The sequence below is a fragment of the Corynebacterium sp. HMSC070H05 genome (assembly GCF_001837615.1).
Taxonomy (GTDB): domain Bacteria; phylum Actinomycetota; class Actinomycetes; order Mycobacteriales; family Mycobacteriaceae; genus Corynebacterium; species Corynebacterium coyleae.
In genome coordinates, this window is record NZ_KV833293.1 from 1 (window position 1) to 13,108 (window position 13,108).

Annotated in this window: 12 protein-coding genes; 5 read left to right on the forward strand and 7 right to left on the reverse strand. The window is 64.1% G+C overall.

Annotated elements, in window-relative coordinates; genetic code table 11:
- Positions 1 to 288: 288 nt before the first annotated feature.
- From purM to HMPREF2617_RS02875, 3 genes are read right to left on the reverse strand one after another with little or no spacing between them, the layout of a single operon-like run.
- Entirely contained in the window at positions 289 to 1,356 is a 1,068-nt protein-coding gene (gene purM / locus HMPREF2617_RS02865) for a phosphoribosylformylglycinamidine cyclo-ligase (RefSeq protein WP_070771839.1), read from the reverse strand.
- Positions 1,356 to 2,894 carry an amidophosphoribosyltransferase gene (gene purF, locus HMPREF2617_RS02870; RefSeq protein WP_083322927.1) on the reverse strand — a complete coding sequence of 513 codons (1,539 nt, stop codon included), beginning with the start codon at positions 2,892 to 2,894 and terminating at the stop codon, positions 1,356 to 1,358. Before purF ends, purM begins: the two co-directional genes overlap by 1 nt.
- Positions 2,895 to 2,909: 15 nt before the next feature.
- Positions 2,910 to 3,287, reverse strand: a complete 378-nt coding sequence (locus HMPREF2617_RS02875) for a sterol carrier family protein (RefSeq protein ID WP_070422523.1) — start codon at positions 3,285 to 3,287, stop codon at positions 2,910 to 2,912.
- 24 nt (positions 3,288 to 3,311) lie between these two features.
- Here HMPREF2617_RS02875 and HMPREF2617_RS02880 point away from each other — a divergent pair, with 24 nt between their 5' ends.
- A complete protein-coding gene (locus HMPREF2617_RS02880; RefSeq protein ID WP_070839782.1) occupies positions 3,312 to 4,322 on the forward strand; it encodes an acyl-CoA thioesterase in 1,011 nt (336 codons plus the stop codon).
- Here HMPREF2617_RS02880 and purL read toward each other — a convergent pair.
- From purL to purS, 3 genes are read right to left on the reverse strand one after another with little or no spacing between them, the layout of a single operon-like run.
- Positions 4,319 to 6,595 carry a phosphoribosylformylglycinamidine synthase subunit PurL gene (gene purL / locus HMPREF2617_RS02885; RefSeq protein ID WP_070839785.1) on the reverse strand — a complete coding sequence of 759 codons (2,277 nt, stop codon included), beginning with the start codon at positions 6,593 to 6,595 and terminating at the stop codon, positions 4,319 to 4,321. The genes HMPREF2617_RS02880 and purL overlap by 4 nt on opposite strands.
- A gap of 6 nt (positions 6,596 to 6,601) precedes the next feature.
- Positions 6,602 to 7,276, reverse strand: coding sequence for a phosphoribosylformylglycinamidine synthase subunit PurQ (gene purQ, locus HMPREF2617_RS02890; protein WP_070422520.1), 675 nt, complete (start codon positions 7,274 to 7,276; stop codon positions 6,602 to 6,604).
- Complete coding sequence (purS, locus tag HMPREF2617_RS02895; protein WP_070422519.1) at positions 7,273 to 7,503, reverse strand: phosphoribosylformylglycinamidine synthase subunit PurS; 231 nt, start codon at positions 7,501 to 7,503, stop codon at positions 7,273 to 7,275. The genes purQ and purS overlap by 4 nt, the downstream gene beginning before the upstream one ends.
- A 109-nt stretch (positions 7,504 to 7,612) precedes the next feature.
- On the opposite strand from purS, the gene HMPREF2617_RS02900 reads away from it, so the two are divergent.
- Genes HMPREF2617_RS02900 through HMPREF2617_RS02915 form a run of 4 tightly spaced genes read left to right on the forward strand, consistent with a single transcriptional unit; the run spans position 7,613 to position 12,448 of the window.
- A complete protein-coding gene (locus HMPREF2617_RS02900; RefSeq protein WP_083323182.1) occupies positions 7,613 to 10,027 on the forward strand; it encodes an ExeM/NucH family extracellular endonuclease in 2,415 nt (804 codons plus the stop codon).
- 16 nt (positions 10,028 to 10,043) lie between these two features.
- Positions 10,044 to 10,943 (forward strand): metal ABC transporter solute-binding protein, Zn/Mn family, encoded by a 900-nt coding sequence (locus HMPREF2617_RS02905; RefSeq protein ID WP_083323178.1) that lies wholly within the window; start codon positions 10,044 to 10,046, stop codon positions 10,941 to 10,943.
- 15 nt (positions 10,944 to 10,958) lie between these two features.
- A complete protein-coding gene (locus HMPREF2617_RS02910; RefSeq protein ID WP_070816115.1) occupies positions 10,959 to 11,630 on the forward strand; it encodes a metal ABC transporter ATP-binding protein in 672 nt (223 codons plus the stop codon).
- Positions 11,627 to 12,448 carry a metal ABC transporter permease gene (locus HMPREF2617_RS02915; RefSeq protein ID WP_070839791.1) on the forward strand — a complete coding sequence of 274 codons (822 nt, stop codon included), beginning with the start codon at positions 11,627 to 11,629 and terminating at the stop codon, positions 12,446 to 12,448. Before HMPREF2617_RS02910 ends, HMPREF2617_RS02915 begins: the two co-directional genes overlap by 4 nt.
- Here HMPREF2617_RS02915 and HMPREF2617_RS02920 read toward each other — a convergent pair.
- On the reverse strand, positions 12,430 to 13,104 hold the full coding sequence (locus tag HMPREF2617_RS02920) for a DUF2334 domain-containing protein (RefSeq protein WP_070839794.1): 675 nt from the start codon (positions 13,102 to 13,104) through the stop codon (positions 12,430 to 12,432). The two genes, HMPREF2617_RS02915 and HMPREF2617_RS02920, sit on opposite strands and share 19 nt — an antisense overlap.
- Positions 13,105 to 13,108: the final 4 nt, after the last annotated feature.

The following is a 13,108-nucleotide window of genomic DNA, read 5'->3' on the forward strand; positions in this document are numbered from 1 at the left end:
CACGCCATAACAGGCCTCAAGACACGAAAACAGGGTGTTTCACGTCCGTCTGCGCCGCCACAACGACCATCGTCTAGCTCCCCGAAACGCCAACCAGACGATCAGCTCCATAGTGACAATGACCCTCAACACCACCTGGGGGTTTGGAGCCGTCGAAACGAGACCGTCTAGCAACATCACGAGACCAGCTAGACGACCAGCAAAAGACACCGCGCCCTAAAAGCAGAAACGGGCTGATACGAGAACGAATCCTCGTATCAGCCCGAAAGCAGGCCTAGCGATCGCGCTTTAGTACTGCGGGTGGGAGCCTGTCAGCACGGCGCGCTTCTCGTCGCCTTCGCTGGCGGCGCGGACCTCGCCGAGCACCCACGCATCCACGTGACGGGCGGCCAGGATGGCCAGGGCGCGATCGCGGTCTTCCTCGGCAACGACGGCGGTCATGCCGACGCCCATGTTGAAGGTCTTCTCCATCTCCTCGTCCGGGACCTGGCCGACGGACTTGATGGTGCGGAAGATCGGACCTGGGGTCCAGGTGTTGCGGTGCATCTCTGCGACAAGGCCCTCAGGAATGATGCGTTCCATGTTGCCTGCCAGGCCACCGCCGGTGACGTGGCAGAACGTGCGGACCTCGCACTCGGCGGCCAGTTCTAGGCAGTCGAGTGCGTAGATGCGGGTTGGCTCGAGAAGTTCCTCGCCGAGCGTGCGGCCCAGCTCTTCCATCTCGGCGTCCAGGGGCAGGCCGGCGCGCTCGAGAAGCACGTGGCGGGCCAGGGAGTAGCCGTTGGAGTGCAGGCCAGACGATGCCATGCCGATGATGATGTCGCCCTCGCGGACCTTTTCAGGACCAAGCAGTTCCGAGGCCTCAACGACACCGACTGCGGTTGCGGAGACGTCGTAGTCGTCCGGCTCCATCACGCCGGGGTGTTCAGCGGTCTCGCCGCCGAGCAGCGCACAGCCAGCCTGGACGCATCCCTCGGCAATGCCGCCGACGATTTCGGCGACCTTCTCCGGCACGACCTTGCCAATAGCGATGTAGTCCTGCAGGAACAGCGGCTCGGCACCACAGACGACAAGATCGTCTACGCACATTGCGACGAGGTCGATACCGATGGTGTCGTGCTTGTCCATCGCCTGCGCAATGGCCAGCTTGGTGCCCACGCCGTCAGAGCCTGCTGCCAGCAGTGGCTCCTTGTACTTGCCCAGCGCGAACAGGCCGGCGAAGCCGCCGAGGCTGCCACGAACCTCAGGGCGGGTGGCGCGCTTGGCGTGCGGGGCGAACAGTTCGACGGCCTTATCGCCGGCCTCGATGGATACGCCGGCGGCCTCGTAGGAAACTGGGGTCTGCTCAGTGGTCATTAGGCTTCAGCACCTTTCTGGATGCGTCGGACAAGGTCGGCGTTGGGGTTACCGTCGGGCAGCCCCAGGGGGTATTTGCCTGTAAAGCAGGCGGCACAAAGGTTGTCTTCGTGTTGGTTCGTGGAGGCGATCATGTCGTCGATAGGCACGAACGCGAGCGAGTCCGCCCCGATCATGGTGCGGATCGACTCCGCGATCGCCTCATCGGAATCAGTACGGCCGTGGTTGGCGATGAGTTCGCCGGGGCTTGCGAAATCGATGCCGTAGAAGCACGGCCACTTCACCGGCGGCGACGCGATACGCACGTGCACCTCGGCGGCGCCGGCTTCGCGCAGCATGCGGATGAGTTTGCGCTGGGTGTTGCCGCGCACGATGGAGTCGTCGACAACGATGAGCTTCTTGCCCTCGATGACTTCGCGCACCGGGTTCAGCTTCAGGCGCAGGCCCAGCTGACGCAGGGTGTCCGACGGCTGAATGAAGGTGCGGCCGACATAGGCGTTCTTCATCAGGCCCTGTTTGAACGGGATGCCGGACTCTTCCGCGTAGCCGATGGCGGCGGGGGTGCCGGATTCGGGCACCGGCATCACCAGGTCGCCGTCCACCGGGGTGACGCGGGCGAGACGGCGGCCGATCTCGATGCGCGACAGGTTGACGGTCTGACCGTCGATGATGGAGTCGGGGCGGGCAACGTAGACGTACTCGAACACGCAGTGCGCCTTCGGGGTCTCGGCGAAGCGTTCGGAGTGGACGCCCGCGTTATCAATCGCCACAAGCTCGCCCGGCTCGATATCGCGCACGAACGAGGCGCCGACGATGTCCAACGCACACGTCTCGGAGGCGATCACCCAACCGCCGTCGAGGCGGCCCAGCGACAGCGGGCGCACACCGTGCGGGTCGCGCGCGGCGTAGAGGGTCTGGCCGTCGGTGACCATGAAGCAGAATGCGCCTTCGACGCGTGGGAGGAGTTCCCGTGCGGCGTCGAGAAGCGTCTTGTCCTCAGTGACCAGATCCGCCAGCAACGCAGACACCACAGCGGTGTCTGAGGACGAGCCCTGTCCATCCACGCCCGACGCCGGGATGAGCTTGCGCTCGATCGCTTCTTCTTCGAGTTCCTTGAAGTTCACCAGGTTGCCGTTGTGCGCCAACGCAATGTCGGTGCCATTGGGCGAGGTGCGGAACATCGGCTGGACGTTTTCCCAGGAGTTCCCGCCAGCTGTGGAGTAGCGGGTGTGGCCGATCGCCACATCGCCCTGCAACGCCTCCAGGACAGGTTCGTCAAAGACCTGGCTGACCAGGCCGGTGTCTTTAAACACCACGACGTTGTCCTTGTCGCCTACGGCAATGCCGGCGCCTTCCTGGCCGCGGTGCTGCAGCGCGAACAAGCCGAAATAGGTCAGCTTGGACACGTCCTCGCCCGGTGCCCAGACACCGAACACGCCACATTCGTCGCGTGGTTCGTCGGCCTTGTCAACACGGTCGACAAGGCTGTTTTCGAAGTTGGTCTTCCCCGTGGGGCTCTTCGTATGCACGACAAACACTGTATCCGAGGAATGTCAGCGGAGGGCAATTACTGGAAGACCCGCCGCGATCTCGCCTGCGCGCGATCCGGAGGCGTCCACGTTGCCTTGCGCGAGTTCTTCCTCGAAGGTGGTTAAACCGGTGGCCAGTCGCATCCAGGTGCGGGGGTCCATCTCCACCACGTTTGGCGGCGTGCCGCGGGTGTGGCGTGGGCCTTCGACGCATTGCACCGCCACAAATGGGGGCACGCGCAGTTCCACGGAGTGGCCGGGGAGTTCTTCGGCGAGGGTGCGCGCGGTTCGTCGACAAGCATTTGCAATCTCGCTTCTCGACGACTCCTCATCCCCCTCAATCCATGCTTTGACCGCATCGACGGCCTGGCGTGTCAGTATCGGGTCCTGCTTTTGCACCATGTGGACCCATATTAAGGTGTCGGCATGTCCAAAACCCATGTAGTTGCTACCGAACGCTCCCCTCGCGTCACCCTGCGGTTTATGGCCTCCCCCACCGATGTGCTCCACTACGGCGCACAGGGTGTCTCCGGTGGTCGCGTGCTGGAGTGGATCGATAAGGCCGCCTACGCCTGCGCCGCCCAGTGGTCCGCCACCTACTGTGTGACCGCGTATGTGGGCCACATTCACTTCACCCGCCCGATCCCTTCGGGCCACATTGTGGAGGTGCGCTCGCGCATCGCCATGACGGGGCGATCCTCGATGCACATTGTCAACGAGGTGCTTTCCGCCGACCCGCGCGAGGGCGTGTTCACCCGCGCCTGCGACTGCCTGGTCATTTTCGTGGCAAAGGATCCGGACACGGGCAAGTCCATGCCTGTGCCGACATTCGTTCCGACCAACGCCGAGGAGCGCCGCGTGGCCGAGGCCGCGAAGTCGCGCATCAACCTGCGCAAGGCCATTGAGGCAGAGATGGAGTCGCAGACATACACCGACGACTCCACGGCGCAGCGCATCGTGCACCGCTTCATGGCGAAACCAACCGATGTGAACTGGGGCGGCAACGTCCACGGTGGCACCGCCATGGAATGGATCGATGAGGCCGGCACGGCCTGCACCATGGAATGGTCCGGGGAGCGCACCGTCGCCGTCTACGCGGGTGGTATTCGCTTCTACCACCCGGTGCACATCGGCGACCTGATTGAGGTGGATGCGCGCATCACCCGTACGGACGCGCGTTCCATTCACACCTCAGTGCACCTGCGCGCGGGCGACCCGCGTGGTGGCCGCGACAACTTGAAGGATGCGATCCACGCGACGTTTACCTACATCGGCATGGATATCGACGGCACCCCGCTGCCGGCACGTAAGTTCACGCCGGTGACCGACGAGGACAAGCGCCTCTGGGATCACACGCAGACGCTGAAAGACCTGCGCGCACAATATGAGCCGGTGCCCATTGTGGAACAGGCACCGGCTATGCAGCGGACGGACTAGACCGCCGCGTTCGGCGCGGTTGCGGCTGCGAAGTGCGACGGCATGGTCGCAGCCCATGCATCGGCAAGCTCCTGCACGGAGATTTCTTCGCTGGCGACGCGCAGGACACCGTCCTGAGCCGTGTCGCCAAGCACTGCGACCGGGATGCCGGCTGCGGTAGCACGCTCGACCGCTGCTTCTGCGCGGTCACGAGAGACTGCTACGAGCACGCGGGATGCGGACTCGGAGAACAGCGCGGTAAACGCGTCCTCGTACACACCCTCGAGGTTCAACTCAGCGCCCTTGTCGGAGCCGAGCAGCAGCTCGAAGACAGCCTGGGACAGGCCACCCTCGGACAGGTCGTGGGCTGCTGCTACGCCGGCTGCGTTGCCGCCGAGGAACTGTGCGAGGCGCTCCTCGTTAGCAAGGTCCACCTGCGGCGGAAGGCCCGACAGGCCAGCGCCGGAGATGTCCTGCCACACGGAACCGCCGAACTCGTCCTTGGTTTCGCCGAGCAGGACCAGGGTGTAGTCCTCCTCATCTGCGGGCAGGGCGTGCGGGATTGCCTGGGCAACGTCCTCGATGACACCGAGCACACCAACAACCGGGGTCGGCAGGATCGGGGTCTCACCGGTCTGGTTGTAGAAGGACACGTTGCCGCCGGAGACCGGGATTTCCAGTTCGGCGGAGCCGTCTGCCAGGCCGTGGACTGCTTCGCGGAACTGCCACATCACGTCCGGGTTTTCCGGGGAACCGAAGTTCAGGCAGTTGGTTACCGCAAACGGGGTGGCGCCGGTGACGGCGACGTTGCGGTAGGCCTCTGCCAGCGCCAGGCGTGCGCCCATGTTCGGGTCCAGGTAGGTGTAGCGGCCCGATGCGTCGGCGGAGATAGCAACGCCGCGGTTGGTCTCTTCGTTGATGCGCAGCACACCGGAGTTGGCGTACTTGGCCTGCACGGTGTTGCCGCGCACGTAGCGGTCGTACTGCTCGGTGATGAAGTCACGCGAGCACAGCGCCGGGGAGGCAACCATCTTCAGCCAGGTGTCCTTGATGGTTGCCTGCTTATCGACGACACCACCGCCCTGCACCTCATCCAGCCACGCCGGACGTGCGTACGGGCGTTCGTAGACCGGGCCCTCGTCAATCGTTGACGGCGGCGCGTCCACCACGAGTTCACCGTTGTGGAATACCTGCAGGCGGTCCTTGTCGGAGGTGACCTCGCCGATGACGGAGGCCAGCACGTCCCACTTGGCGCAGATTTCCATGAACTTATCCACGTCCTCCGGAGCCACCACGGCGCACATGCGCTCCTGGGATTCGGAGGCGAGGATCTCTGCTGCGGACATGTTCTCAGCGCGCAGCGGCACGTTGTCCAGGTTGACGGTCATGCCGCCGTCGCCGGATGCAGCCAGCTCGGAGGTGGCACACGACAGGCCACCGCCGCCGAGGTCCTGAATGCCCTCGACCACGCCAGCTGCGTAGAGCTCGAGGCAGCACTCGATGAGCACCTTCTCCGCGAACGGGTCGCCCACCTGGACTGCTGGGAGCTTGCGCTCTTCGCCTTCCTCGAAGGTGGCGGAGCCCAGCACGGACACGCCGCCGATGCCGTCGAGGCCGGTGCGGGAGCCGAACAGGATGACCTTGTTGCCGGTACCGGACGCGAACGCGAGGTGGAGGTCCTCCACCTTCAGGGTGCCCACACACAGGGCGTTGACCAGCGGGTTACCGGCGTATGCTTCGTCGAAGACGGTCTCGCCGCCGATGTTCGGAAGGCCCAGGCAGTTGCCGTAGCCACCGATGCCATGGACCACACCCGGCAGGACACGCTTGGTGTCCTCGGCGTCGATCGGGCCGAAGCGGAGCTGGTCCATCACGGCGATCGGGCGGGCACCCATGGCCATGATGTCGCGGACGATGCCGCCAACGCCGGTAGCCGCGCCCTGGTAGGGCTCGACGAAGGACGGGTGGTTGTGGCTTTCCACACGGAAGGTCACGGCGTCGCCGTCTCCGATGTCCACCACGCCGGCGTTCTCGCCGATGCCGGCGAGGATCTTCTTTTCCATCTCCTCGGTCATGGTCTGACCGAAGTAACGCAGGTGGGTCTTGGAGGACTTGTAGGAGCAGTGCTCCGACCACATCACGGAGTAGAGCGTGAGCTCCGCGTCCGTTGGGCGGCGGCCGAGGATTGCCTTGATCTTCGCGTATTCGTCATCCTGCAACCCGAGTTCCGCGTACGGCTGCTCAAGGTCAGGGGTGTCGACGGCGTTTTCAACAGTGTCGTTGTGCACAGTCATGGTCTTTTACGCTCCGATCTTCGAAATCGCGTCGATGGCGGAAGTGAACAGGCCCAACCCGTCGGTGGACGGCCCGGTGAGCGTCTCAATCGCATGCTCCGGGTGCGGCATGAGCCCCACAACGCGGCCGGTTTCGTTGGTCACGCCGGCGATTGCGTTGATGGAGCCGTTGAAGTTGTCGGTGTAGCGGAAGACCACGCGGCCTTCCTTCTCCAGCGCCTCGATGGTTTCCGGGGACGCCTGGAAGCGGCCTTCGCCGTGCTTGGCGGGCACGTAGATGCGCTCGCCCAACTGGCTGGTCCATGCGGTGTCGTTGTTGGCTACTTCAAGGTAGGTGTCCACACAGTGGAAGTTCAGACCCTGGTTGCGGGTCAGCGCGCCAGGCAGCAGTCCGGCTTCGGTGAGGATCTGGAAGCCGTTGCAGATGCCAAGGACCGGCATACCCTTCTTCGCGGCCTCCACAACAGCGCCCATCATCGGGGCCTGCGCGGCGATCGCGCCGGAGCGCAGGTAGTCGCCGTAGGAGAAGCCTCCCGGGACGACAACGGCGTCAACGCCGGTCAGGTCGTTGTCGGCGTGCCAGAGTTGCTTCGGCTCGGCACCGGCGAGGCGGACGGCGCGCAGCGCGTCAACGTCGTCGAGGGTGCCGGGAAAAGTAATGACTCCGATAGTTGCGCTCATCGCACAACCTCGAAGTCTTCAATCACAGTGTTAGTCAGCAGGGTTTCCGCCATGCGCTGCAGTTCGGCGTCGGTGACGGAGTCGTCCACCTCGATCTCGAATCGCTTGCCTTGGCGGACATCGCTCACCCCCTCGACACCGATGCGGCCCAGTGCGCGCAGCACCGCCTGACCCTGGGGGTCAAGAATTTCGGCCTTGGGCATGACATTGACGACGACTCGTGCCATGAGAATCCTTCACATTTCGGGAGGTTGATCGACCTTTGCGGTACGGCAGCGAGTATATCGGACGGACAGACGCGTCCAGCAATATCGGATGACCGGCTACGTTAAGGGAATGTTTCGGGCTCGTCTGCTGTGGTTGGTGCTGGTGTCGTCGATAAGCATTGCGCTTGCACCGCTCGCTGAGGCAGCGACGCCGGGGGTGGTGATCAACGAGGTCTACGGTGGCGGCAGCAATGCGCAGGCGCTACTGAACGCGGACTTTGTGGAACTGTTCAACCCCACCGGTCAGGACGTTTCAATCGACGGCTGGGAGCTGGAGCAGTTTTCCGCCAAGGGCAACTCCGGCACGGTGGTTGAGTTGTTCGGGGTGGTGCCGGCGGGTGGGTATTACCTGATCAGCGGGGTTTCCGGCGAGACGGGAGCCGATCTGCCGTCACCGGACCGTGAGGCCGCGTTTAACTTTTCTGCCACGAGTGCGGTTGCGGTGCTGCGCAACGCGGACGGCGAGGTAGACCGTGTGGCTTGGGGTGATACGCCACCCGATCTCGCGGAAGCCACACCCGCCGAGAAGACGACGAACCAACTGTCCATCCAGCGCGTCACCGATGGCGCGGATACCGACAACAACGCCGTCGATTTCCGCGCGGGTGCCCCCACTCCGCGCAATTCTGGGATCGCGCAAGCAGTTCCGCGGGTGTTGACCATCGCGGAGATCCAGGGCACCGGCGCGACCACGCCATATGAGTCAGCGACCGTCATCGCCACCGGCGTAGTCACGGCAGTCTACGACGAGGGCGGCAAGCGCGGCTTCTTCATGCAAACAGGCGGCTCCGGCCAGCCGAAACAACCCGGTGACGCCTCGGACGGCATTTTCGTGTTCGTGGGCAAGCAGGGCCGCTATCCCGCCCACGGCGATTCGGTGCGAGTGGAAGGCACGGCGAAGGAGTTCTACGGCCAGACCCAGATTTCAGCGAGCAGCATCTCGCGTCTCAGCGACCCCCTGCCCGCCCCAACGCCCATCCCCCTCGATGCCCTACCGGCCGGCGACGCCGCCCGCGAGCCCTACGAGGGCATGCTGGTCAGGCCAGGCGCCTACACCGTGACCGGCAATTACAACCTCAGCCAGTACGGCACCGTGGGCCTGGCGCCGGGCGCCGAGCCCCATTTCTGGCCCACGGAGAAGACCCGCCCCGACGCCAATCAGGTCGCTGAGATGAACGCGCAGCAGGCGGCGGAGTTCGTCAACCTCGACGACGGACGCACCCGCAACTACACAGACGAGCCCAACGTGCCACTGCCGTACCTTTCCCCCACGAAGTCCATCCGGATCTTTGACACCGTGACTTTCCAACAAGATGTGGTGGTGGGCTACAACAACGGGGATTGGACGTTCCAGCCGTTGCGTCCGATCACAGGTCAGACCCGCCCCGAAGATCTGCCGATCACGTGGGAGGACTCCCGCGCAGGCATCCTCGATGCGCCAACGAAGGTACGCGGGGACTTGTCCATCGGGTTTTTCAACGTGATGAACTACTTCACCCACTTCCCCGACATCGACCCGGAACACGGCTGCACCAACTGCCACCTGTTTCGCGGCGTGCACGATGCGCAGGCGCTCGCGTTCCAAGAAGCGAAATTGGTTGCGGCGATCAATCGGCTCGACACCGCGATCCTCGGACTGTCGGAGGTGGAGAACACCGCCCGCACCACAGGCGATACCGCCCGGCGCGACGAGTCACTGCAGCACTTGGTCGATGCGCTCAATGCTGCGGCGGGGGAGGATCGGTGGGCGGTGGTGTCGTCGCCAAGCGAGCTTGGCACTCGCGAAGATGCGATCCGCGTGGCGTTTATCTACCAGCCGGCGAAGGTGCGCCCGGTTGGGCAGTCGTGCATTTTCGACGACTCCACGTTCACCGGCATCGCCCGCCAGCCGCTCGCCCAGGAGTTCGCGCCTGCCGCCGGCGGTGACCACATTGTTGCGGTGGTGAATCATTTCAAGTCCAAGGGCACGGTCTCGCGTAATGACGACGCCACCGCCGACGGCCAAGGCAACAACGCCCGACTCCGCGCAGACATGTCGCGGACGCTGCTGGAACACCTCGACATGCAAGACGACTGGCGCGACCTGCCCACGTTCCTCATTGGCGACTTCAACGCCTACTCCCAAGAAGACGCGATCGCCGTGCTCAACGACGCCGGCTACGCCACGATCCCGCAGGAACGCCCGTCGTATCAGTACGACAACAAGGTAGGCTCACTCGACCACGTGTTAGCCAACGATGCCGCGATGGACCTCGTGAAAGATTCCCTGGTGTGGGCGATCAACAGCGACGAACCGCTCATCGACGAGCCCGGCAGCCCGTTTCGGTCCTCCGACCACAACCCGGTGAAGGTGGGTTTCGACGCCACCAGCTCACAGTCGTTGTCGTACCTCCGCGCCGGGTGGATTGTGGGCGCGGTGTTGTTGATGGCACTGCTCGCAGCACTGGTTCTTCGTCCGAAACAGATTGAAAACAGTTTCCAATAGTGATTGAATACCGCGTATGCAAAATCGTTTTCAGGCCAAGACCCTTGCCACGCTGGCTGCAGTCACTCTTGCAGGCACCGCGCTGACCGCATGCTCTACGGAGTCCGAAGACGCGGCCGAAGGTTCCGGCATCATCGCCACCACCGGGGTGTGGGCGGATGTTGCTGCCGCCGTGACCGGGGAGGACGTGGATGCGATCATCACCGGCGACGCTGTAGACCCGCACCACTTCGAGCCGTCCGCCAAGAACCTGTCTCGTATCAAGGAGGCGGCGACGGTCGTCGCTAATGGTGGCGCCTACGACGCGGCCTTGTACACCGTCGCGGAGCAGGACCGCATCGTGCACGCCATTCCGCTGCTCGACCACGCAGAGCACGAGCACGCCCACAGCGATCACCTGCCGGAGTCCCTCGACGAGTTGGAGCACGCCTGGTTCGCACCGTCAAAGGTCCGCGAGGTAGCCGATGCGGTGGCGCAGCGTACCGGTGGGGATGCTGGGGTCGTCGATACGCGAATTGCTGCAATCGAGGAGAAGCTCGCTTCCGTGCCGCACGTGCACATCGGCATGACCGAGCCGATCGCCGCCGGGCTTGTATGGGGCACTGAACTGCACGACATCACCCCGGAGGAGTACGTCAAGGCCAGCCTGAACCACCAGGAGCCGTCTGCGGCTGCGGTGTCGGCGTTTTTGAACCAGATCAAACAGGGCGACATTGACATGCTGTTTGTGAACCCACAGAGCACCAACAGCGCCACCGAGCGGCTGGCCGCTGTCGCGCAGATGAAAAATGTCCCCATTGTTGAGATTCGGGAGACTCCCCCGGCAGGCGAGAACTTCCTCGACTACTTTGAGAAGATCGTGGACCAAATCGTGGAGATCGCCAACAACGCCGAGCCGAGCTTCCACCACCATTAGTCAGGACATACACATTTGATTGCTGAGCTACGCGGCGCCGCCGTCGACCCGTTGTGGTCGGGCCTCGACCTGACCATTGAACGCGGCGAATTCATCGCGGTGCTCGGCCCCAATGGGGTGGGCAAATCCACCCTGTTGGGCACGTTCATGGGAACCCGCCGCCTCACGCACGGCTCGGCGGAAGTGCACGGCCGCATCGGGTTTATCCCGCAGCAACACATGTTCCCCAAAGACCTCCCCGTTCGCGGTCGTGACCTGGTCAAACTTGCAATGGGGAAACGTACAAAACCAGAAGACGTCGAGGCGCAGCTTGCCTCCGTCGGCGCGCAATCGTTCGCCGACCGCCGCGTCGGCATCCTCTCCGGTGGGCAGCAACAGCTCATCCGCCAAGCACAAGCCTTCGCACAGGATCCGGAGCTTGTGCTTGCCGACGAACCCCTGCTCTCCCTCGACCCCGCCCGCGCACGCGATACTGTTGAGCGTTTAGCAGGGCACCCAGCTGCCGTAGTGTGCGTGACGCACTCCATCAACCCGGTGCTCGACGTGGTGGACCGAGTGCTCTACATCGGACCTGAGGGCCACGTCATCGGGCCCGTGGCCGAGGTGATGCGCTCGGAGGTGCTTAGCGAGCTCTACGGCACACGAGTAGACGTTGTGGAAGTCGACGGACGGATGGTGGTCCTGTGAGCACGTTTATCGCCGATACCTCGTACCTGCCGAGCCAAGACTTCGTCCAAACCACACTCATCGCATGTGCGTTTTTGGGCATCCTGTCAGGCGTGATGGCGCCACTGATCGTGCTGCGCCAGATGTCGTTTTCGGTCCACGCCACCTCTGAGCTAGCGCTCATGGGCGCGTCCGCCGCGCTGTTGTTCGGCCTCAACGTCGGATTCGGCGCGGTCGCGGGTGCGATCGTGGCAGCGCTGGTACTCGCTGCGCTGGGGCTGAAAGGCCAGCAAGATTCCGCCGTGGGCGTGGCGATGAGTTTCGGCATGGCCCTATCCGTGCTGTTTATCCACCTCTACCCCGGCAACTCCAACCGTGCGCTGGCACTTCTGACCGGCCAGATCGTGGGTGTGTCCGCCCAGAACGTGATGCTGTTGGCGGCAACCACGGTCCTGGTCGCCGTCGCGGTTGTCGTGTTGTGGCGCCCGCTACTGTTCGCCTCCGCGGATCCGGTGATGGCAGCCGCGTGCGGTGTCCCGGTACGCACGATGGCGCTGGCGTTCGCGGTGCTGGTCGGCATTGCCTCCGCACAGTCGGTGCAGATCGTCGGCGCACTGCTGGTCATGTCGATGCTGATCACGCCCGGCGCGGCCGCCGCCCAAGTCACCGCGAACCCGGTGTGTGCCGTGTGGCTGTCAATCCTGTTCGCCGAGGTTTCCGCGATCGGCGGCATGGTGCTCTCGCTCGCCCCTGGTGTGCCGGTGAGCGTGTTCGTGGCGTTTATCTCCTTCGGCATCTACCTTCTGTGCCGGGCGATCGCTTACCTGAAGGCGCGGTAGTCGGCAGGTTTTGCGCCAGCCTCGATGGCCTCAGCCGCCGCGGCGAGGAAGTCGCGGCGCACCTTCTTCTGCCCCAACTCACGCCCGGACACGGACAGGCGGATCGTGTTGCCTTTCTCCGCGCCGCGCCCGGCGGCCTTGATCACGTTTCGGCGCCACCACTTCGCCGCACCGTAGCCCTCACCCACCGACAGGTTGCGGGCCTGAGCAAACTCTCCGCGAGCCAGCCGGTAGATCCCCTTCGTCGACGCCGCGACCACAAACCCGAACTCCCCCATCACCTCAAGCGTGCCCTCGGACATGCGCCAACGCGGCGGGGCAAACATGTCCAGGTCGAAGCCCAGCGCGGCCATCTGACGGGTCGCGCCCTTCAAGCGCAGTCGTGCCTCGTGGGCGCCAAGGGTGGCAAACTCGCTGCGCCTGCCCTGTACCGCCTGGTCGAACCCGTTGAGCAGCAGCGCACGTGTATCGTGCTGCTCTGCAAGCCAACCCCTGGTGGTGGTGTCTTTGGCCAGGTGCCAGGTGGCGTCGATATGCGGCGCCACAAGCAGCGACACCGGCACGCGTTCCTTATCCAGGTCGCGCACCATGCTTGTCACGTCGTCCAACGTGGCGTCGAAGATGGACGAGATAGAGACAAGCAAGCTGCCGGGCATAGCC

Bases quoted from the DNA above. Each gene is read 5' to 3' on its own strand.
- purM (WP_070771839.1), bottom strand. From the start codon at position 1,356: ATGACCACTGAGCAGACCCCAGTTTCCTACGAGGCCGCCGGCGTATCC.
- HMPREF2617_RS02875 (WP_070422523.1), bottom strand. From the start codon at position 3,287: ATGGTGCAAAAGCAGGACCCGATACTGACACGCCAGGCCGTCGATGCG.
- HMPREF2617_RS02880 (WP_070839782.1), top strand. From the start codon at position 3,312: ATGTCCAAAACCCATGTAGTTGCTACCGAACGCTCCCCTCGCGTCACC.
- purL (WP_070839785.1), bottom strand. From the start codon at position 6,595: ATGACTGTGCACAACGACACTGTTGAAAACGCCGTCGACACCCCTGAC.
- purQ (WP_070422520.1), bottom strand. From the start codon at position 7,276: ATGAGCGCAACTATCGGAGTCATTACTTTTCCCGGCACCCTCGACGAC.
- purS (WP_070422519.1), bottom strand. From the start codon at position 7,503: ATGGCACGAGTCGTCGTCAATGTCATGCCCAAGGCCGAAATTCTTGAC.
- HMPREF2617_RS02900 (WP_083323182.1), top strand. From the start codon at position 7,613: ATGTTTCGGGCTCGTCTGCTGTGGTTGGTGCTGGTGTCGTCGATAAGC.
- HMPREF2617_RS02905 (WP_083323178.1), top strand. From the start codon at position 10,044: ATGCAAAATCGTTTTCAGGCCAAGACCCTTGCCACGCTGGCTGCAGTC.
- HMPREF2617_RS02920 (WP_070839794.1), bottom strand. From the start codon at position 13,104: ATGCCCGGCAGCTTGCTTGTCTCTATCTCGTCCATCTTCGACGCCACG.